The following is a 20004-nucleotide window of genomic DNA, read 5'->3' as shown; positions in this document are numbered from 1 at the left end:
CATGTCGACCTTGTTCAGGAACACCACCAGCGCGGGAACGCCGACCTGGCGGGCCAGGAGGATGTGCTCGCGCGTCTGCGGCATCGGGCCGTCGGCCGCCGACACCACCAGGATCGCGCCGTCCATCTGCGCCGCACCCGTGATCATGTTCTTCACATAGTCGGCGTGGCCGGGGCAGTCGACATGCGCATAATGGCGGTTCTTCGTCTCGTACTCGACATGCGCCGTCGAGATCGTGATGCCGCGCGCCTTCTCTTCCGGAGCCTTGTCGATCTGGTCATACGCCGTGAACGTCGCACCGCCCGTCTCGGCTAGCACCTTCGTGATCGCTGCCGTCAGCGACGTCTTGCCATGGTCAACGTGACCAATCGTGCCGATGTTGCAGTGCGGCTTGTTGCGTTCAAATTTCTCTTTGGCCATCGGGGCCTCCTTCACCTGTCGCCGAAACGGCGGATGAACTTAAGTGTCAAACGGATCAGGCGTATTTCGCCTGGATTTCAGCAGCGACGTTGGACGGCGCCTGTTCATAATGGTCGAACTGCATCGTGTAGCTGGCGCGGCCCTGGGTGAAGGAGCGAAGCTGGTTGACGTAGCCGAACATGTTCATGAGCGGAACCATGGCGTTCACGACATTCGCGTTGCCGCGCATGTCCTGGCCCTGGATCTGTCCACGCCGGGAGTTGAGATCGCCGATGACCGAGCCGGTATATTCTTCCGGGGTCACGACTTCGACCTTCATGATCGGCTCGAGCAGGACCGAATGGCCCTTCTGCAAGCCCTCACGAAGAGCGGCGCGCGAAGCGATTTCGAAGGCGAGTGCCGACGAGTCGACTTCATGGAAGGCACCGTCGATCAGCGTGACCTTGACGTCGACAACCGGGAAGCCGGCGACGATGCCCGCACCCAGAACCGAATTGAGGCCCTTTTCAACGCCGGGAATATATTCCTTGGGCACCGAACCGCCGATGATCTTCGATTCGAACTCGAAGCCCTTGCCGGGTTCGTTCGGCTCGACGATGAACTTCACGCGGGCGAACTGGCCGGTACCGCCGGTCTGCTTCTTGTGGGTGTAGTCGATCTCGGCGCGCTTGGTGATCTTCTCGCGGAAGGCAACCTGCGGAGCGCCGACATTCACCTCGACCTTGTGGGTACGACGCAGGATGTCGACCTTGATGTCGAGATGGAGTTCGCCCATGCCCTTGATGATGGTCTGGCCGGATTCCTGATCGGTCGACACGCGGAAGGACGGATCCTCCGAAGCCAGCTTGATCAGTGCCAGAGCCATCTTCTCCTGGTCTGCCTTGGTCTTGGGTTCCACGGCCATCTCGATGACGGGCTCGGGGAATTCCATGCGTTCCAGGATGACCGGATGGGTGGGGTCGCACAGCGTATCGCCGGTGCGGGTATCCTTGAGGCCGACCAGGGCGACGATGTCGCCGGCATAGGCCTCGGCGATTTCCTCGCGGTTGTTGGCATGCATGAGAACCATGCGGCCGACGCGCTCGGTCTTCTCGCGGCTCGAATTGAGGAGCGAAACGCCCTTCTCAAGCTTGCCGGAATAGATGCGGCAAAAGGTCAGGACGCCATACTGGTCGTCCATGATCTTGAAGCCGAGGAGCGAGAGAGGCTCGCTGTCCGACGACTTGCGCTCGACTTCCGCTTCCGTCTTCGGGTCGATGCCCTTGATGGCGGGAACGTCGACCGGCGACGGCAGATAGTCAACAACTGCATCAAGAAGCGTCTGCACGCCCTTGTTCTTGAAGGCAGAACCGGCGAGGACAGGATAGAAGGCACCCGTGAGGACGGCCTTGCGGATGAGTCGCTTCAGCGTTGCTTCATCCGGCTCCTGGCCATCGAAGAAAGCCGAGAGCACATCGTCGTCGAGCTCGACAGCGGCTTCGATGAGGATGTTGCGATACTCGTTGGCCTTCTCGACCATATCCTCGGGGATCGGCAGATTGGCGTCGAACTCGGCGCCGAGTGATTCACCCGACCAGACAACAGCCTTCATGCGGACGAGATCGATCACGCCCTTGAAGTTGTTCTCCGAACCGATGGGAAGCTGGATGGCGATCGGCTTGGCGCCGAGGCGCTTCACGATATCGTCGAGGCACTTGTAGAAGTCGGCGCCCGTCTTATCCATCTTGTTGGCGAAGACGATACGCGGAACCTTGTACTTGTCGCCCTGGCGCCAGACGGTTTCCGTCTGCGGCTCGACGCCCTGGTTGGAGTCGAGAACGCAAACCGCACCGTCGAGCACGCGCAACGAACGCTCGACTTCGATGGTGAAGTCGACGTGGCCGGGGGTGTCGATGATGTTCAGGCGCTTGCCGGCCCAGAAAGCGGTCGTCGCGGCGGACGTGATGGTGATGCCGCGCTCCTGCTCCTGAGTCATGAAGTCCATCGTAGCGGCGCCGTCATGGACTTCGCCGATCTTGTGGGACTTGCCGGTGTAATAGAGGATCCGCTCCGTGGTCGTGGTCTTACCGGCGTCAATATGCGCCATAATACCAAAGTTACGGTAGTCCTCGATCGCGTGGGTGCGGGCCATCGTGTGATCCTCGGTCCTGTCTTCCGGCTTACCAGCGGTAATGCGAGAAGGCGCGGTTGGCTTCCGCCATCCGGTGCGTGTCTTCGCGTTTCTTCACGGCGTTGCCGCGATTGTTGGAGGCGTCGAGCAACTCGCCCGAGAGCTTCTCTTCCATGGTCTTCTCGTTGCGGTTACGGGCCGCGCTGAGGATCCAACGGATGGCGAGAGCCTGGCGACGCTCGGGGCGGACTTCGACCGGGACCTGGTAAGTCGCGCCGCCGACACGGCGGGAACGGACCTCGATGGCCGGAGCGACGTTCGACAAGGCCGACTGGAACACCGTGATCGGGCTCTGCTTGGCCTTGGCTTCGATGCTGTCGAAAGCGTCATAGACGATCTTTTCGGCAACCGACTTCTTGCCATCATACATGATGGCATTCATGAACTTGGTCACGACGAGATCACCGAACTTCGGATCCGGGATGATCTCACGCTTCTCTGCACGATGGCGACGGGACATGGCGAACTCTTCCCTTACTTCGGACGCTTCGCGCCGTACTTCGAACGGCGCTGCTTGCGGTTCTTGACGCCCTGGGTGTCGAGAACGCCGCGGAGAATGTGATAACGGACGCCGGGCAAATCCTTCACGCGGCCGCCGCGGATCATGACCACGGAATGCTCCTGAAGGTTATGGCCTTCGCCGGGAATGTAGCCGATGACCTCGAAGCCATTGGTGAGACGCACCTTGGCAACCTTACGCAAAGCCGAGTTCGGCTTCTTCGGGGTCGTCGTATACACGCGAGTGCACACACCGCGCTTCTGCGGGCATGCTTCCAGGTGGCGCGCCTTCTCGCGATACACTTTCGGTTCGCGCGGCTTGCGGATCAGCTGGCTAATGGTTGGCATCGTTCGCCCTTCAAAATCGATTAGCGCGCCCTTGCGAACGCGCTGCTTTGCCCTGCGTGGACAACCACGCAAAACGAAACCGCGCCAGCTTCCCGATTAGGGGATGCAAGCGCGACACCTACAGAGGATCGCAGCGCGGGGCGCAACGATCGTGACCGGAACTGTGTCTTGGTAGTCCGGAGGCAGCGTCTAAGCGATCAGTTCCGCGTCTTGGCGACAGCAGGAACAACACGGCTTACCGCCTGCCCTGAAAGTAGCGTGGTCTTTAACCGCCGACTCGTCTCACGTCAAGCGCTAAGCGTGTCAAAATCGTCAAGAAATGCCGGCTTAGGCGACCTATTGGATGCATGGGTCATATGCAACTTAGATTATCGGAGCGCTGAAGGTGGCACATGAGCCGCCAGATCCATTCCGTCGTAAAGCAGGCGCATTATCTCGATCTCGTCATCACCGATCGCTCGACACATGATGAAATGACACCCCTTGCGGCCATGTCGGGCAACGTGAAGCGTTCTGAGACCCGGAAGAATCTCGTCCCGTCTCCTGCTCCCAACGATGTCAGGCCCGTCGACGAGTTCTGCTATGGCCTCTGTCAGCGTGACTTCACAAATGTCAGCCTGTCTGGCTCCAAACTGATCCAGCGTATATTCGAGAATCTGCACGAAATCCTGATTGACATAGTCACCGAGTCGAATGCGCCACCGCGTTCTGCTCATTCGGTTTCAACGCTACGCAGGACGCGATCAGCAATGCCTTTGAGATGAGCCCGCATGGCCGCAGCGTCATCGAATTCGATGAACTCACCGCGCTCAATAGCGGCTATGCCCAATTGGGCGACTGCCCTCAGAGCTTCCAATTTAGCAGCCTCCTCGGTCTCACGGACTTCGACCAGGCGAAGTCCGTCACGCAGGACTTCGCTGGCATTCTGATAACGCCCCTTCTTTACAAGTCCCTCTATGAGTTCCTCATGATGAGCCGTCAGAACGACATTGCGTGTTGGCGTCGCTGCCTCCTGATTTAGGTATGGCATAATATGCCATGTTCACCTTGTACCAATCGAAAAGGGCGGCCCTTACGGACCGCCCTCTCCTTTTCAACCCTTCAGTTGAGCCTTCTTACTCCGCCGCGGGCAGAGCCACGACTTCGGCTTCGGCAGCCGCGACCGGCGTGCTGGCCTCCGACTGCTTTTGCGCCAGGATGAGGTCGTCGCGGCGCTTGGCGATCTCGCGGACACGCGCGATCTGGGCACCGGTGCCGGCCGGGATGAGACGGCCGACGATGACGTTCTCCTTCAGGCCCTCGAGCGCATCCGACTTGCCGTTGACGGCTGCTTCGGTGAGCACGCGGGTCGTTTCCTGGAACGAAGCCGCCGAGATGAAGGAACGGGTTTGCAGCGAGGCCTTGGTGATGCCGAGCAGCACCGGATGTCCCACAGCGGGCTTCCTGTTCTCTTCGATCGCCTTGGCGTTGGCCTCATCGAACTCGATGCGGTCAACCTGCTCGCTGGGCAGGAACTCGGTCTCACCGGCGTCGGTGATCTCGATCTTCTGCAGCATCTGGCGAACGATCACCTCGATATGCTTGTCGTTAATCTGCACGCCCTGCAGGCGGTAGACTTCCTGGATCTCGTTGACCAGGTAGGCCGCCAGTTCCTCGACGCCCTTGACCGCAAGGATGTCATGCGGAGCGGGGTTGCCGTCGACGATGAAGTCACCCTTTTCCACGACGTCGCCGTCCTGGAGATGGATGTGCTTGCCCTTCGGGATCAGATACTCCACCGGCTCCTGATCAGCCTCGTGCGGCTGGATCGTGAGCCGGCGCTTGTTCTTGTAGTCGCGGCCGAACTGAATCGTGCCGGTAATCTCGGCGATGATCGCCGCATCCTTCGGACGACGTGCTTCGAACAACTCGGCAACACGCGGCAAACCGCCGGTGATGTCGCGGGTCTTGGCGCTTTCCAAGGGCACGCGGGCGATGACGTCGCCGGCATGCACCTTCGCACCGGGCTCGACCGAGATGACCGATTCCGCCGCCAGGAAGTAGCGGGCATCGCCACCACGCGACAGCTTGGAGATCTTGCCGTCGGCACCCTTGATGACGAGGGCCGGCCGCAGATCCGCCGAGCGGTTCGAGGTTCGCCAGTCGGAGACGACGCGCTTGGTGATGCCGGTCGATTCGTCGGCGCTTTCGTTGACCGAAACACCGTCGACCAGATCCTCGAAGCCCACGACGCCTTCGATTTCGGTGATCACCGGGCGGGTATAGGGGTCCCACTCGGCAATACGCTGGCCGCGCTTGATCTTGTCGCCGTCATCGACCTTGACGCGCGCGCCGTAAGGCACGCGGTTGACCGAGCGCTCCGTGCCGTCATGGTCGAGAACCACGACCGCCAGGTTGCGGGCCATGGCGATCAGCTCGCCGTCCGAATTGCGCACCACGGTGCGGTTACGGATCTTGACCGTGCCCTCGAAGGTCGACTCGATGTTCGACGTCTCGTTGATCTGCGCCGCGCCGCCGATGTGGAAGGTACGCATCGTCAGCTGCGTGCCCGGCTCACCGATGGACTGCGCCGCGATGACGCCGACCGCCTCACCCATGTTGACGCGCGAACCACGCGACAGGTCGCGCCCATAGCAGGTAGCGCAGACACCGTTCTTGGTTTCGCAGGTCAGCACCGAACGGATCTTGACTTCCTGCAAACCGGAAGCCGCGATCAGGTCGACAGCCTTCTCCTCGATCGTGCCACCCATCGGCACGATAACGGCGCCGGTGGAAGGATCGGTGATGTTCTGCGCAGCGGTACGGCCGAGCACGCGCACCCCGAGGGAGGCCACGATCTGGCCAGCGTCGATGATGGCGCGAACGCCGATGCCGCCCTGCGAGCCGCAGTCGATCTCGGTGATGATCGAGTCCTGGGCGACGTCGACGAGACGGCGCGTCAGGTAGCCCGAGTTCGCGGTCTTCAAGGCGGTGTCGGCCAGACCCTTGCGGGCGCCGTGGGTCGAGTTGAAGTACTCGAGCACGGTGAGGCCTTCCTTGAAGTTCGAGATGATCGGGCTCTCGATGATCTCACCCGACGGCTTGGCCATCAGGCCGCGCATGGCGCCGAGCTGGCGCATCTGGGCCGGCGAACCACGAGCCGAGGAGTGGGCCATCATGTAGATGGAGTTGATCGGCCGGTCGCGGCCGTTCTCGTCCTTCTTCACGGCCGAGATGCGCTCCATCATTTCCTTGGCGAGGAAATCGGCGCACTTGGCCCAGGCATCCACCACCTTGTTGTACTTTTCGCCCTGGGTGATCAGGCCGTCATTGTACTGCTGCTCGTAGTCCTTGGCGAGAGCGTCCGTCTCCGCAACGATTTTCCACTTGTTCTCGGGAATGACGATGTCGTCCTTGCCGAAGGAAATACCGGCCTTGAAGGCGTTCGAGAAGCCAAGCGTCATGATGCGGTCGCAGAAGATGACCGCTTCCTTCTGGCCGACATTACGATAGACGACGTCAATGAGGGCGGAGATCGCCTTCTTCGTCATCAGATTGTTGGCGGCGTCGAACGTGACCTTCGGGCTCTTGGGCAGCAGCTCGGCAAGCTTCACACGACCGGGGGTCGTGTCATACATCTTGCTGATCTCGTTGCCGTCGGCGTCCACGCCCTTCCAGCGCCACTTGATCTTCGTGTGCAGCGTGATGACCTTGTTGTCGAGCGCATGATCGAGCTCGCCGATATTGCCGAAGGTCATGCCCTGACCGGGCATGCCGTCCGACATCAGCGTCACGTAATAGAGCCCGAGCACGACGTCCTGCGAGGGCACGATGATCGGCTGACCGTTGGCCGGATGCAGGATGTTGTTGGTCGACATCATCAGGACGCGCGCTTCCAGCTGCGCTTCGAGCGACAGCGGGACGTGCACGGCCATCTGGTCGCCGTCGAAGTCCGCGTTGAAGGCGGTGCAGACCAGCGGATGAAGCTGGATCGCCTTGCCTTCGATCAGCACCGGCTCGAAGGCCTGGATGCCGAGGCGATGCAGCGTCGGGGCGCGGTTCAGCAGCACCGGATGTTCGCGGATGACCTCATCGAGGATATCCCAGACTTCTGGCTTCTCCTTCTCGACCAGCTTCTTGGCCTGCTTGACGGTTGCCGACAGGCCCTTCGCATCGAGACGCGAATAGATGAAGGGCTTGAACAGCTCGAGCGCCATCTTCTTCGGCAGGCCGCACTGATGCAGCTTGAGCTCGGGACCGACCACGATCACCGAACGGCCGGAATAGTCGACGCGCTTGCCGAGCAGGTTCTGGCGGAACCGGCCCTGCTTGCCCTTCAGCATGTCGGACAGCGACTTCAGCGGGCGCTTGTTGGCGCCGGTGATGACGCGGCCGCGGCGGCCATTGTCGAACAGCGCGTCCACAGCTTCCTGCAGCATGCGCTTTTCATTGCGGATGATGATGTCAGGCGCGCGCAGCTCGATCAGCCGCTTCAGGCGGTTGTTGCGGTTGATGACGCGGCGATAGAGATCGTTGAGGTCCGAGGTCGCAAAGCGGCCGCCATCCAGCGGCACCAGCGGACGCAGGTCCGGCGGGATGACCGGAACGGCCGTCAGGATCATCCACTCCGGCTTGTTGCCCGACTGGATGAAGGCCTCGATGATCTTCAGGCGCTTGGCGAGCTTCTTCGGCTTGAGCTCCGAGGTGGACTCGGCGATCTCGACGCGCAGGTCCGCGGCGATCCTCTCCAGATCCATGGCGCGCAGCATCTCGCGGATCGCCTCGGCGCCGATCATGGCGGTGAAGCTATCCTCGCCATACTCGTCCTGGGCGCGCGCGTACTCCTCCTCGGAGAGGAGCTGACGCTCCTTCAGCGGGGTGAGGCCGGGTTCGATCACGACGTAGTACTCGAAATACAGGATGCGCTCGAGATCCTTGAGCGTCATATCCATCAGGAGGCCGATGCGGCTGGGCAGCGACTTCAGGAACCAGATATGGGCGACGGGCGCAGCAAGCTCGATATGGCCCATGCGCTCGCGGCGGACGCGCGAGAGCGTGACTTCGACGCCGCACTTCTCGCAGATCACGCCCTTGTACTTCATGCGCTTGTACTTGCCGCACAAGCATTCGTAGTCCTTGATCGGTCCGAAGATGCGCGCGCAGAACAGGCCGTCGCGCTCGGGCTTGAACGTACGGTAGTTGATGGTCTCCGGCTTCTTGATCTCGCCGTAGGACCAGGACAGAATTTTCTCCGGCGAAGCGATCGAGATCTTGATCTGATCGAAGGTCTGCGGCTGCGCCACCGGGTTGAAGAGATTCATGACCTCTTGGTTCATGGCCGTCTCCAGTTTTGCACAGGGCGGGGCCAAACACCCCTGCCCGCGCTGATAAAAATAATTGGGGGGCGGGTCTTCAGACCCGCCTCAACCCACATGCTCCAGGCGGGTCTGAAGACCCGCCCACCGACGATCACTCGGCTGCTTCCGCCGGCGGCAGCATCTGGTCGGCGTTGCGCAGGCCGGTGAGCTCGACGTTGAGGCCGAGCGAGCGCATTTCCTTGACCAGCACGTTGAACGATTCCGGAATGCCCGCCTCGAAGGTATCGTCGCCGCGCACGATGGCCTCGTAGACCTTGGTGCGGCCGGCAACGTCGTCCGACTTGACGGTGAGCATTTCCTGCAGCGTGTACGCCGCGCCATAGGCCTCGAGCGCCCACACCTCCATTTCGCCGAAGCGCTGGCCGCCGAACTGCGCCTTGCCACCCAGCGGCTGCTGCGTGACGAGGGAGTACGGACCGATCGAACGGGCATGGATCTTGTCGTCGACCAGATGGTGCAGCTTCAGCATGTAGATGTAGCCGACAGTCACCTTGCGGTCGAAGGGATCGCCCGTGCGGCCGTCATAGAGCTGCACCTGGCCCGAAGCGTCGTGGCCCGACATCTTCAGGAAGTCGACGATGTCGCTTTCCTTGGCGCCGTCGAAGACCGGGGTCGCGATCGGCACGCCGCGGCGGAGCGTCGAGGACATGTCGACGAGCTCGCGCTCGTCCATGCCGTCGATTTCCTCGTTGGCGCCGTAGATCTTGTCGAGCGTGCCCTTGAGCTGCTTGACACCCTTGCCCTTCCTATACGCGTCGATGGCATCGCCCACGAGCTTGCCCAGACCCGCCGCCGCCCATCCCAGATGGGTTTCGAGGATCTGACCGACATTCATGCGGCTCGGCACGCCGAGCGGGTTGAGCACGATATCGACCGGCGTGCCGTCCTCGAGGAACGGCATGTCTTCGATCGGCATGATGCGCGACACGACACCCTTGTTGCCGTGACGGCCGGCCATCTTGTCGCCCGGCTGGATCTTGCGCTTCACTGCGACGAAGACCTTGACCATCTTCATCACGCCCGGAGGCAGTTCGTCGCCGCGTTGCAGCTTCTCGACCTTGTCGAGGAAGCGCTGTTCGAGGCGCTTCTTGGACTCGTCGTACTGCTTGCGCATGGCTTCGATCTCGCTCATCAGAGCGTCGTCGGCCACCGCGAAGTTCCACCACTGGGAACGCGGATATTCCTGCATGATGTCGGCAGAAAGCACCGTTTCCTTCTTGAAGCCCTTCGGCCCGCCGATCGCCGCCTTGCCATCGAGGATCTCGAGCAGGCGCTGATAGACGTTGCGGTCCAGGATCGCCTGCTCGTCGTCACGGTCCTTGGCGAGGCGTTCGATTTCCTCACGCTCGATCGCCTGGGCGCGCTCGTCCTTGTCGACGCCGTGGCGGTTGAACACGCGCACTTCGACGATGGTGCCGGTCACGCCCGGAGGAACGCGCAGCGAGGTGTCGCGCACGTCGGAGGCCTTCTCGCCGAAGATGGCGCGCAAGAGCTTCTCTTCCGGCGTCATCGGGCTCTCGCCCTTCGGCGTGATCTTGCCGACAAGGATGTCGCCGGCCTGCACCTCGGCACCGATATACACGATGCCGGCTTCGTCCAGGTTCTTCAGCGCCTCTTCCGAGACATTCGGAATGTCGCGCGTGATTTCCTCAGGACCCAGCTTGGTGTCGCGGGCCATCACTTCGAACTCGTCGATATGGATCGACGTGAAGACGTCTTCCTTCGCGATGTTCTCGGAAAGGAGGATGGAATCTTCGAAGTTGTAGCCGTTCCAGGGCATGAAGGCGACGAGGACGTTGCGGCCAAGCGCCAGTTCGCCGAGTTCGGTCGAAGGACCGTCAGCGATGATGTCACCCTTCTTGACGACGTCGCCCACGCGCACCAGCGGCTTTTGCGTGATGCAGGTCGACTGGTTGGAGCGCTGGAACTTCATCAGGCGGTAGATGTCGACGCCCGACTGGGTCGGATCGAGATCGGCCGTGGCGCGGATGACGATACGCGTCGCGTCGATCTGGTCGACCACGCCGGTGCGACGGGCGGCGATGGCGGCGCCTGAGTCGCGGGCCACCACGCTTTCCATGCCGGTGCCGACGAACGGCGCATCGGCGCGCACCAGCGGCACGGCCTGGCGCTGCATGTTCGCACCCATCAGCGCACGGTTGGCGTCGTCATTCTCGATGAAGGGAATGAGCGCGGCGGCAACCGAAACGAGCTGTTTGGGCGAGACGTCCATATAGTCGACGCGCTCGGGCGGGACCATCAGCACGTCGCCGGCGTGACGGCAGACCACGAAGTCTTCCGTCAGGCGCCCGTCCTTGTCGAGCGGGATGTTCGCCTGCGCGACGTAGTACTTGCCCTCTTCCATCGCCGACAGATAGACGACCTCGGGCGTGACCTTGCCGTCGCGGACGCGACGATAAGGCGCCTCGATGAAGCCGTATTTGTTGACGCGGGCGAAGGTAGCCAGCGAGTTGATCAGACCGATATTCGGGCCTTCCGGCGTCTCGATCGGGCAGATGCGGCCGTAATGCGTCGGGTGGACGTCGCGGACCTCGAAGCCGGCGCGCTCGCGGGTCAGACCGCCCGGGCCAAGGGCCGAAAGACGGCGCTTGTGGGTGATCTCCGAAAGCGGGTTGGTCTGGTCCATGAACTGCGAGAGCTGCGAGGAGCCGAAGAACTCGCGCACGGCCGCAGCCGCGGGCTTGGCGTTGATCAGATCCTGCGGCATGACCGTGTCGACGTCGACCGAGGACATGCGCTCCTTGATGGCGCGCTCCATGCGCAGCAGGCCGACGCGATACTGATTTTCCATCAGTTCGCCCACCGAACGCACGCGGCGGTTGCCGAGATGGTCGATGTCGTCGATCTCGCCCTTGCCGTCGCGCAGGTCGACCAGCGTCTTGACCACCGCCAGGATGTCGTCCTTGCGCAGCACGCGGACGGTATCCTCGGCGTCGAGGTCGAGGCGCATGTTCATCTTCACGCGGCCGACCGAGGAGAGGTCGTAACGCTCCGAATCGAAGAACAGCGACTGGAACATCGCTTCGGCGGAATCGATCGTCGGCGGCTCGCCCGGACGCATCACGCGGTAGATGTCGAAGAGAGCCTCTTCGCGCGAGTTGTTCTTGTCGACCGCCAGGGTGTTGCGGATATAGGCGCCCACGGTGACGTGGTCGATGTCCAGCACCGGGATCTCGTGGAAGCCCTCGTCGCCGAGCAGCTTGAGGTTCTTCTCGGTGAGCTCGTCGCCAGCTTCCAGATAGATCTCGCCCGTCGAGACGTTGACGATGTCCTCGGAGACGTAACGCCCCACCAGATCATCGTCGGTCACGCGCAACGCCTTGAGGCCCTTGTCGGCCAGGGCGCGAGCGGAACGAGCGGTGAGCTTCTTGCCGGCTTCCACCACGACTTCGCCGGTATCGGCGTCGACGAGGTCGATCGTGGGCTTGGCGCCCTTCAGGCGGTTCCAGTCATAGGGAACGCGCCAGCCCGCCTTGTCGCGGACATAGGTGATCGAATTGTAGAAGGTCGACAGGATGTCTTCGCCGTCCATGCCGAGGGCAAAGAGCAGCGAGGAGACCGGGATCTTGCGGCGGCGGTCGATGCGCGCATGCACGATGTCCTTGGCGTCGAACTCAATGTCGAGCCAGGAGCCGCGATAGGGGATGATGCGCGCGGCGAACAGGAGCTTGCCCGAAGAATGGGTCTTGCCCTTGTCGTGGTCGAAGAACACGCCCGGCGAACGGTGCATCTGCGAGACGATGACGCGCTCGGTGCCGTTGACGATGAAGGTGCCGTTCATGGTCATGAGCGGCATGTCGCCCATGTACACGTCCTGCTCCTTGATGTCCTTCACGGAGCGGGCGCCGGTTTCCTCGTCGACATCGAATACGATGAGGCGCAGCGTCACCTTGAGCGGCGCGGCAAAGGTCATGCCGCGCTGGCGGCACTCGTCGACGTCATATTTGGGCGCTTCGAACTCGTACTTGACGAATTCGAGCATTGCCTTGTTGGAGAAGTCCGAGATCGGGAAGACCGACTTGAAGACGGTCTGCAATCCCTCGTCCGTCCGCCCGCCTTCGGGCTCCTCGACCTGGAGAAATTGATCGTAGGAAGCCTTCTGAACCTCGATCAGGTTCGGCATCGTCGCGACTTCGCGGATTTTTCCGAAAAACCGGCGGACGCGCTTGCGGGCAGTGGTCGTCTGAGCCATGTGGTCCTCGTCCTCTAATGCAATCCCGGTGGGAGGGTCCGGCATCGCAGGCATTTGCATTGGCAGAGAGGGGAAAAGAGCCCTTCCCGGCCCGGCGACGCACCGCGGGTGCGGTGCATCGCTAATTCGTCAGCCGGCAAGCCGGCCCTTCGCCGTTTTCGCGGCGGACCGGAAAACCCCGGGGCTCCGCTTTCAGAGCCCTCCAGGTCCTCAGGTCCGCCGCTCCGGCATTCCAGGCCAAATCCGAACAAGGTCTGGCCCAAAACGCCGAAAAGGCCCCGGGGAAAACCCCGGAGCCGGTAACGCCTGACACAAGCTCGATTACTTGAGCTCGACCTTGGCGCCGACCTTCTCGAGGGTCGCCTTGATCTTGTCGGCTTCTTCCTTGGACACGGCTTCCTTGACCGGCTTCGGAGCAGCTTCGACGAGGTCCTTGGCTTCCTTGAGGCCGAGGCCCGTGATGGCGCGGACTTCCTTGATGACTTCGATCTTCTTGTCGCCGATGGCGGCGAGAACAACCGTGAACTCGGTCTGGACTTCAGCCGGAGCGGCGGCAGCAGCGCCACCACCAGCCGGAGCGGCTACGGCGACGGCAGCAGCAGCCGAGACGCCCCACTTCTCTTCCAGAGCCTTGGCGAGCTCGGCGGCCTCGAGCACGGTCAGGCTCGAGAGGTCATCAACGATCTTTTCAATCTTGGACATTGTCCATAATCCTTGTTTGGTTCGTACCGGTTTATCGGATTGCGAACGGCCTTACGCCGCTTCGTCTCGTTTGGCATAGGCTCCGAACACGCGGGCCAGCTTGGCAGCCGGGGCGTTGACGACCTGAGCGATCTTGGTGCCCGGGGCCTGGATGAGGCCGACGAGCTTGGCGCGCAGTTCGTCCAGGGACGGCAAGGTCGCGAGCGCCTTGACACCATCCTGGTTCAGAGAGGTCTTGCCCATCGCACCGCCGAGGATCACGAACTTGTCGTTGCCCTTGGCGAAGTCGACGGCGACCTTCGGTGCAGCCACCGGATCGCTGGAATAAGCGATCAGGGTCGGCCCCTTCAGAAGGGGCGCGATGGAAGCCACATCCGTGCCATCGAGAGCGATCTTGGCGAGGCGGTTCTTGGCGACCTTCACGGTCGCGCCAGCCTGCTTCATCTGCTTGCGCAGGTTCTGCATCTGGGCGACGGTCAGGCCGGAGTAGTGAGCCACGACGACAACCCCAGTGGTCGAGAAGACCTCCTGGAGAAAGCCGATGAACTCCTGCTTTTCCGCTCTTTCCACGTTGCTCTCTCCGGTTGCAGCATTTCGCGATGCGAGAATGCTGACCGTTGCACTTGCCGCCTTCGCGAGCATCCGGCGAACCGGGACCGTTGAAGACGACGCTTGAGTGCCTGTCCCCTGGCAAGCGAGCGTGCGTCAATATGACACATGCCCCGATGACAGGTGCGTCGGATCGAACCAATTCACGAGGCAACCGCGAGGCGGATACCGAAAACCGGTCTTCCCCGTCTATGCAGGCCAAAAGGAGAGCTTTTTGAGGGCGTCTCGCTGGCAATTAAGCGGGTTTCCCCGCGCCTGCAGTCTCGGACAGGACATGGCCGTCCGGGTTCGAAAACCCTTCCGGCCAGTCAGCCATCCGGATTTCTCCGGACAGCAAAAATCCCGGGCTGTTTACACATCCCAGGTTCATGAACCTTTGATCAGTTCAGTGAGAAGCGCGATATAGTCCCTCGGCGCCCGAATGCCAAGAGGGAATTTTGGTACCGGTGTCACTTTTTCGAGACGCCTTCGAAGCGCTTTGGCTTGCGTCACGGGAAATAGGAACTCGACGTCATCTTATCAAGGCCCGCCCTGTCGTCCACCCCCGGATCTGCGAACTCCGGCGTGCAGTTTCGATGCATGACCGGCGCTGAATCGACGATATCGCTCCCTGCACGGCTTCTCCATTGGCACTCCCGACCTGCCGCCGCCATGCCTGATGAGGTTTCACCATCTTCATCGAGGCCCCATGCGCATCCTCCTGGTCAATCCGCCCCACCCAGCCATCGGCAGCCGTATCCCCAAGGAATTGCTGCCACCGCTCGGCCTGCTGTATGTTGGCGGCGCCCTGATCGATGCCGGCCACGACGTTGAACTCCTCAACGCCGATTTCGACCCCATGCCGGTTGATGAGATTCTACAGGACATCCTTGCTTTCGAGCCGGAAGCGGTGTTGTTCGGCCATTCCGGCTCGACCTCCGCCCATCCCGTGATCTGCGAGATCACCAGGGGCCTGCGCCGCAGGGGCTGCGCGGCCTTCATCATCTATGGCGGCGTCTTTCCGACCTATCACTGGCAGGACATTCTGGCCGCCGAGCCGCAGATCGACCTGATCGTGCGCGGCGAAGGCGAGGAGACCGCACCCCGGCTGATTGCCGCCCTCGCCGAGGAGACCTCTCTCGACGCCCTGCCCGGCATTGCCTTCCGGCGCGGTGGCATCCCCTATGCCACGCCCGCCGCCCCTATGATCGCCGATCTCGACGCCTGCCGTATCGGCTGGGAGCTGATCGACCATGCCGATTACTCCTATTGGGGCGGCAAGCGCGCCGTGGTCATCCAGTTCTCCCGTGGTTGCCCGCATCTGTGCAATTATTGCGGTCAGCGTGGTTTCTGGACCCGCTGGCGCCATCGCGATCCCAGCAGGCTCGCCGCCGAGATGGCGCGGCTGCACCGGCAGGAAGGCGTGGAGGTCTTCAACTTCGCGGACGAGAATCCCAGCGCTTCGAGGAAGGCCTGGCAGGCCCTCCTCGAAGCGGTGATCGCCGAGAACATCAAGGTCACGCTGGTGGCCTCGACCCGCGCCGACGACATCGTGCGCGATGCCGACATCCTCCATCTCTACAAACAGGCAGGCTTCGAGCGCTTCCTGCTGGGCATGGAGAACACGGATGAGGCGACACTCAAGCTGATCCGCAAGGGCGCCACCGCCGATACGGACAGGCGCGCCATCCAACTCCTGCGCCAGCACGGCATCCTGTCGATGGCGACCTGGGTCGTCGGCTTCGAGGACGAGACCGATCGCGGGCTTTGGAACGGCCTCAAACGCTTCCTGTCCTATGATCCCGACCAGATCCAGACACTCTATGTCACGCCGCACCGCTGGACGCCCTATTTCCGCATCGCCGCCGGCCGCCGCGTCATCCAGACAGACCGCAGCCGCTGGGACTACAAGCACCAGGTGCTTGCCGCAGGCTCGGTGCCACCCTGGCGGCTGTTCCTATGGGTGAAGTTCATCGAGGTGGTGGCGCAGACCCGGCCGCGAGCGCTCAAGCGCCTCCTCCGGCCCGATCCCTCGCTGCGCCACGGCGTGCGCTGGTACTACCGCATGGGCCGGCGCGTGTGGTTCCACGAGATCCGGAATTTCCTGTTCCGTGACAGGCACATCGCCGACGGGCCGACGCTGGCGGAATTCTGGGGCATGCCGCAGGACAGGGAGGAAGAGGCGATGATGACTCGCAAGGCGGCGATGAAGCGCGGGCTGGAGCCAGTCGGCGAAGTCGGGTGAGGTACATTGGGAGCGCGGACATCCTGTCCGCTCTTGAACCTCGACTTCAACAGGATCAGCGCAAGGCTGGATGTTTGCGCCGCCCCCGGCGGAGCCGGAGGTTCAAGAGCGGACAGGATGTCCGCGCTCCCAGCAAAAAGCCCCGCCGAAGCAGCTTCGGCGGGGCTTTGCATTTCACAACCAGTCAAGTTCGATCAGGCGCTCAGAACCGAGGCCGGATCGATCTTCACGCCCGGGCCCATGGTCGAGGACAGGGCGACGCGCTGGACATAGGTGCCCTTGGCGCCGGTCGGCTTGGCCTTCAGGACGGCGTCGGCGAAAGCCTTGATGTTCTCGGCGAGCTTGTCGGCCGAGAAGGAGGCCTTGCCCACGGCGCCGTGCACGATGCCGGCCTTCTCGACGCGGAACTCGACCGAGCCGCCCTTCGAAGCCTTCACCGCCGAGGTGACGTCCATGGTCACGGTGCCGACCTTGGGGTTCGGCATCATGCCGCGCGGGCCGAGCACCTTACCGAGACGGCCGACCAGCGGCATCATGTCCGGGGTGGCGATGCAGCGATCGAAGTCGATCTTGCCGCCATTGACGATCTCGACGAGATCCTCGGCGCCCACCACGTCGGCACCGGCGGCGCGGGCTTCGTCAGCCTTGGCGCCACGGGCAAACACGGCAACGCGCAGGGTACGACCCGAACCGTTCGGCAGGTTGCACACGCCGCGGACCATCTGGTCGGCATGGCGCGGGTCAACACCGAGATTCATGGCGATCTCGACGGTCTCGTCGAACTTGGCCTTGGCACGCTCCTTGACGAGAGCGACTGCCTCGTCAAGGCCGTACAACTTGATGCGGTCAATGCCTTCCTTGGCCGCGCGAATACGCTTTCCGTTAGCAGACATCATATCACCCGACGATCTCGAGGCCCATAGACTGGGCGGAACCCTTCACCATGGCCATGGCCGACTCAACCGAATCCGTGTTGAGGTCGGGCAGCTTCTTCTCGGCGATCTCACGAATCTGAGCCATCGTGATCTTGCCGGCCTTGGCGCCCTTGCCGGGGGTCTGCGAACCGGACTTGATGCCGGCGGCTTCCTTGACCCAGTAGGAGACGGGCGGCAGCTTGAGTTCGAAGGTGAAGGAACGGTCCTGATAGGCCGTGATGATGACCGGGATCGGCACGCCCTTGGTCATCTGCGCGGTCCTCGCATTGAAGGCCTTGCAGAATTCCATGATGTTCAAACCGCGCTGACCGAGCGCGGGGCCGATGGGCGGCGACGGGTTCGCGGCACCGGCCGGAACCTGAAGCTTGACGTAGCCCGTAATTTTCTTCGCCATTTGTTGCTCCTGTGCGGGTTGCCCCGCGGTTAACAGCCATCACGAAGATGGCCAGAGACCGCCGAAGCGGCCGGAGTTTCGCGGTTCGGTTCGTTCAGGCGGCGACCAGCCTGAAGTCCCCTCCCGCGTACGGATCAGACCTTTTCGACCTGCCCGTATTCGAGTTCGACCGGGGTGGCCCGGCCGAAAATGGAAACCGCCACCTTGAGGCGGGCGCGGCCCTCGTCGACTTCCTCGACGATGCCGTTGAAGGATGCGAACGGACCGTCCGCGACCTTGACCTGCTCGCCAACCTCGAAGCTGACAGAGGGCTTGGGACGCTCGACGCCGTCGGCGACCTGTCCCTTGATGCGCTCTGCCTCGCGGTCCGGAATCGGCGCGGGCTTGGCCTTGTCGGCGCCCAGGAAGCCGGTGACCTTTGGCGTATTCTTGATGAGGTGATGCACCTCGTCCGTCAGGTCGCATTTCACCAGCACATAGCCCGGGAAGAACTTGCGCTCGGTGTCGACCTTGCGGCCGCGGCGAACCTCGACGACCTTTTCGGTCGGCACCAGGATCTCCTCGAACAGGTCCTGCAGCCCGCGCTGGGCAACCTGCTCGCGGATCGACTGGGCGACCTTGTTCTCAAAGTTCGAATAGGCGTGAACGATATACCAACGCTTGGCCATGGATCTTTCCTAACGGCCCAGGGTGAGAATGAAGCCGACGGCGGCGTGCATCAGCGTATCGGCGACCGAGAAGAAGATCGCCATGATGATCACGAAGACGAAGACCATAAGGGCCGTGATCAAGGTTTCCCGGCGGGTGGGCCAGGTGACCTTGTTCGTTTCATTGCGAACCTGCCGCAGGAACTCCAACGGAGTCGTCTTAGCCATCGTTCTCTACCGCCTCAACCGGGACCAAGCTGCCCTCGGCCTACATTTCGAAATCCCGCCTCGCAAAAGCAAGGGCGGGCCTGAATTCTAAATCGCCAACACAAAACCGAGGGTGCGGCGAAGCCTCATCCCTCGGCTTGCATGACAGAGCGAAAAAAGCTGATCGCCTCATCCGCGTGAATTGGCAGGAGCAGTAGGGATCGAACCTACGACCTACGGTTTTGGAGACCGTCGCTCTACCAGCTGAGCTATACTCCTACGCGTTAACAGCGCGGCGCTTACATAGCCGCGCAAACGATTTGACGCAATCCCGTAGATGGGGATGCTTGTGTAAAAAATCGCTGGGAGCGCGGACGTCTCGTCCGCTCTTGAAACGGTTTGTCTCGAGAATGAAGCGCAGCGTACGGAACGAACACTACGCCTTTGTTGGCAACGCCTCGTTACAAGAGCGGACGAGACGTCCGCGCTCCCAGCATCACCCCTGGATCGGCTCCACCTGCACCGCCGAGCCATAAGCGAGCACTTCGGTGATGCCTTCCATGATCTCGTTGGCGTCGTAGCGCATGGCGATCACGGCATTGGCGCCGAGGTCCTGCGCGTGCTGCACCAATAGCTCATAGGCCTCCTGGCGCGCCGTCTCGGCCAGGTTGGTGTAGACCGAGAGCTTGCCACCGAAGACCGACTGGATCGCCCCGCCGAGATTGCCGATCACGCTGCGCGAGCGCACGGTGATGCCGCGCACGACGCCGAAATGCCTGGTGATACGATAGCCGGCAAGGTCATTGGTGGTGACGACGATCATGGGAGTCTCCTGGAGCGCGGGCTTCCAGTCCGCTCTTGGCTGTCAGCAAATGCCGCAACTGCGACACTTGCAAGAAGGAGGGGCGGACTGGAAGTCCGCCCCCCGAAACAAAACCGGCGCGGTTTTCGCCCGCGCCGGTCTGCAATCGACAAGTTTTGCCGAACCTTACTCGATGATGGCGGCGACGACGCCGGCGCCGACGGTGCGGCCGCCTTCACGGATGGCGAAGCGCAGCTTCTCTTCCATGGCGATCGGCACGATCAGGCTCACCGTCATGGCGATGTTGTCGCCCGGCATCACCATTTCCGTGCCTTCCGGCAGCGTCACGATGCCCGTCACGTCCGTGGTGCGGAAGTAGAACTGCGGACGGTAGTTGCCGAAGAACGGCGTGTGACGGCCCCCCTCTTCCTTGGTCAGGATGTAGGCTTCGGCCTTGAACTTGGTGTGCGGCTTCACC

17 protein-coding genes and 1 tRNA gene are annotated in these 20004 nt (G+C 62.2%); 1 reads left to right on the top strand and 17 read right to left on the bottom strand.

What is annotated here, in order from left to right:
- The 10 genes from QQL24_RS33840 to rplJ form a co-directional block, all read right to left on the bottom strand.
- The coding region (locus QQL24_RS33840; RefSeq protein ID WP_284316729.1) for a GTP-binding protein at window positions 1-420 on the bottom strand (420 nt) is incomplete at its 3' end.
- Window positions 421-475: 55 nt separating this feature from the next.
- The gene (fusA, locus tag QQL24_RS33835; RefSeq protein WP_284316728.1) at window positions 476-2551 is read right to left on the bottom strand and encodes an elongation factor G; all 2076 of its coding nucleotides are present in this window, start codon (window positions 2549-2551) and stop codon (window positions 476-478) included.
- A 28-nt stretch (window positions 2552-2579) separates the two neighbouring features.
- Window positions 2580-3050, bottom strand: coding sequence for a 30S ribosomal protein S7 (rpsG, locus tag QQL24_RS33830; RefSeq protein ID WP_284316727.1), 471 nt, complete (start codon window positions 3048-3050; stop codon window positions 2580-2582).
- 14 nt (window positions 3051-3064) lie between these two features.
- Window positions 3065-3436: a 30S ribosomal protein S12 gene (gene rpsL, locus QQL24_RS33825; protein WP_068299562.1), complete on the bottom strand. Its 372-nt coding sequence runs from the start codon at window positions 3434-3436 to the stop codon at window positions 3065-3067.
- Window positions 3437-3804: 368 nt separating this feature from the next.
- Window positions 3805-4152, bottom strand: a complete 348-nt coding sequence (locus QQL24_RS33820) for a type II toxin-antitoxin system RelE/ParE family toxin (RefSeq protein ID WP_284316726.1) — start codon at window positions 4150-4152, stop codon at window positions 3805-3807.
- Window positions 4149-4466, bottom strand: coding sequence for a type II toxin-antitoxin system ParD family antitoxin (locus QQL24_RS33815; protein WP_284316725.1), 318 nt, complete (start codon window positions 4464-4466; stop codon window positions 4149-4151). Before QQL24_RS33815 ends, QQL24_RS33820 begins: the two co-directional genes overlap by 4 nt.
- Window positions 4467-4551: 85 nt before the next feature.
- Window positions 4552-8751 carry a DNA-directed RNA polymerase subunit beta' gene (gene rpoC / locus QQL24_RS33810; RefSeq protein WP_284316724.1) on the bottom strand — a complete coding sequence of 1400 codons (4200 nt, stop codon included), beginning with the start codon at window positions 8749-8751 and terminating at the stop codon, window positions 4552-4554.
- Window positions 8752-8884: 133 nt separating this feature from the next.
- Window positions 8885-13006, bottom strand: coding sequence for a DNA-directed RNA polymerase subunit beta (rpoB, locus tag QQL24_RS33805; protein WP_284316723.1), 4122 nt, complete (start codon window positions 13004-13006; stop codon window positions 8885-8887).
- A 321-nt stretch (window positions 13007-13327) separates the two neighbouring features.
- Entirely contained in the window at window positions 13328-13708 is a 381-nt protein-coding gene (rplL, locus tag QQL24_RS33800) for a 50S ribosomal protein L7/L12 (RefSeq protein WP_284316722.1), read from the bottom strand.
- Between the two features lie 51 nt (window positions 13709-13759).
- On the bottom strand, window positions 13760-14278 hold the full coding sequence (gene rplJ, locus QQL24_RS33795) for a 50S ribosomal protein L10 (RefSeq protein ID WP_284316721.1): 519 nt from the start codon (window positions 14276-14278) through the stop codon (window positions 13760-13762).
- A 727-nt stretch (window positions 14279-15005) separates the two neighbouring features.
- On the opposite strand from rplJ, the gene bchE reads away from it, so the two are divergent.
- Complete coding sequence (gene bchE / locus QQL24_RS33790) at window positions 15006-16541, top strand: magnesium-protoporphyrin IX monomethyl ester anaerobic oxidative cyclase (protein WP_284316720.1); 1536 nt, start codon at window positions 15006-15008, stop codon at window positions 16539-16541.
- A gap of 194 nt (window positions 16542-16735) precedes the next feature.
- On the opposite strand, the gene rplA is transcribed toward bchE, so the two are convergent.
- From rplA to QQL24_RS33755, 7 genes are all read right to left on the bottom strand, one after another.
- Window positions 16736-17434 (bottom strand): 50S ribosomal protein L1, encoded by a 699-nt coding sequence (rplA, locus tag QQL24_RS33785; RefSeq protein ID WP_284316719.1) that lies wholly within the window; start codon window positions 17432-17434, stop codon window positions 16736-16738.
- Between the two features lie 4 nt (window positions 17435-17438).
- On the bottom strand, window positions 17439-17870 hold the full coding sequence (gene rplK, locus QQL24_RS33780; protein ID WP_284316718.1) for a 50S ribosomal protein L11: 432 nt from the start codon (window positions 17868-17870) through the stop codon (window positions 17439-17441).
- 134 nt (window positions 17871-18004) lie between these two features.
- A complete protein-coding gene (nusG, locus tag QQL24_RS33775; protein ID WP_284316717.1) occupies window positions 18005-18538 on the bottom strand; it encodes a transcription termination/antitermination protein NusG in 534 nt (177 codons plus the stop codon).
- A gap of 9 nt (window positions 18539-18547) precedes the next feature.
- Window positions 18548-18745: a preprotein translocase subunit SecE gene (secE, locus tag QQL24_RS33770; RefSeq protein ID WP_284316716.1), complete on the bottom strand. Its 198-nt coding sequence runs from the start codon at window positions 18743-18745 to the stop codon at window positions 18548-18550.
- A gap of 182 nt (window positions 18746-18927) precedes the next feature.
- Window positions 18928-19003, bottom strand: a tRNA-Trp gene (locus tag QQL24_RS33765).
- Between the two features lie 217 nt (window positions 19004-19220).
- Entirely contained in the window at window positions 19221-19547 is a 327-nt protein-coding gene (locus tag QQL24_RS33760; protein WP_284316715.1) for a YbjQ family protein, read from the bottom strand.
- 165 nt (window positions 19548-19712) lie between these two features.
- Window positions 19713-20004: EF-Tu C-terminal domain-related protein (locus QQL24_RS33755; RefSeq protein ID WP_488803370.1), on the bottom strand; the 292-nt coding region annotated here is incomplete at its 5' end.

Source organism: Labrys miyagiensis (assembly GCF_030160835.1).
Taxonomy (GTDB): Bacteria; Pseudomonadota; Alphaproteobacteria; order Rhizobiales; family Labraceae; genus Labrys; species Labrys miyagiensis.
The sequence above is the reverse complement of the archived record's forward strand: the minus strand, read 5'-3'. Positions and strand labels throughout refer to the sequence as shown.

Excerpts from the sequence above, each read along its gene's own strand:
- secE (WP_284316716.1), bottom strand. The coding sequence starts at position 18,745 with ATGGCTAAGACGACTCCGTTGGAGTTCCTGCGGCAGGTTCGCAATGAA.
- rplK (WP_284316718.1), bottom strand. The coding sequence starts at position 17,870 with ATGGCGAAGAAAATTACGGGCTACGTCAAGCTTCAGGTTCCGGCCGGT.
- fusA (WP_284316728.1), bottom strand. The coding sequence starts at position 2,551 with ATGGCCCGCACCCACGCGATCGAGGACTACCGTAACTTTGGTATTATG.
- QQL24_RS33815 (WP_284316725.1), bottom strand. The coding sequence starts at position 4,466 with ATGCCATACCTAAATCAGGAGGCAGCGACGCCAACACGCAATGTCGTT.
- bchE (WP_284316720.1), top strand. The coding sequence starts at position 15,006 with ATGCGCATCCTCCTGGTCAATCCGCCCCACCCAGCCATCGGCAGCCGT.
- QQL24_RS33760 (WP_284316715.1), bottom strand. The coding sequence starts at position 19,547 with ATGATCGTCGTCACCACCAATGACCTTGCCGGCTATCGTATCACCAGG.
- rpoB (WP_284316723.1), bottom strand. The coding sequence starts at position 13,006 with ATGGCTCAGACGACCACTGCCCGCAAGCGCGTCCGCCGGTTTTTCGGA.
- rpsL (WP_068299562.1), bottom strand. The coding sequence starts at position 3,436 with ATGCCAACCATTAGCCAGCTGATCCGCAAGCCGCGCGAACCGAAAGTG.
- nusG (WP_284316717.1), bottom strand. The coding sequence starts at position 18,538 with ATGGCCAAGCGTTGGTATATCGTTCACGCCTATTCGAACTTTGAGAAC.
- rplA (WP_284316719.1), bottom strand. The coding sequence starts at position 17,434 with ATGTCTGCTAACGGAAAGCGTATTCGCGCGGCCAAGGAAGGCATTGAC.
- QQL24_RS33820 (WP_284316726.1), bottom strand. The coding sequence starts at position 4,152 with ATGAGCAGAACGCGGTGGCGCATTCGACTCGGTGACTATGTCAATCAG.
- rpoC (WP_284316724.1), bottom strand. The coding sequence starts at position 8,751 with ATGAACCAAGAGGTCATGAATCTCTTCAACCCGGTGGCGCAGCCGCAG.
- rplL (WP_284316722.1), bottom strand. The coding sequence starts at position 13,708 with ATGTCCAAGATTGAAAAGATCGTTGATGACCTCTCGAGCCTGACCGTG.
- rpsG (WP_284316727.1), bottom strand. The coding sequence starts at position 3,050 with ATGTCCCGTCGCCATCGTGCAGAGAAGCGTGAGATCATCCCGGATCCG.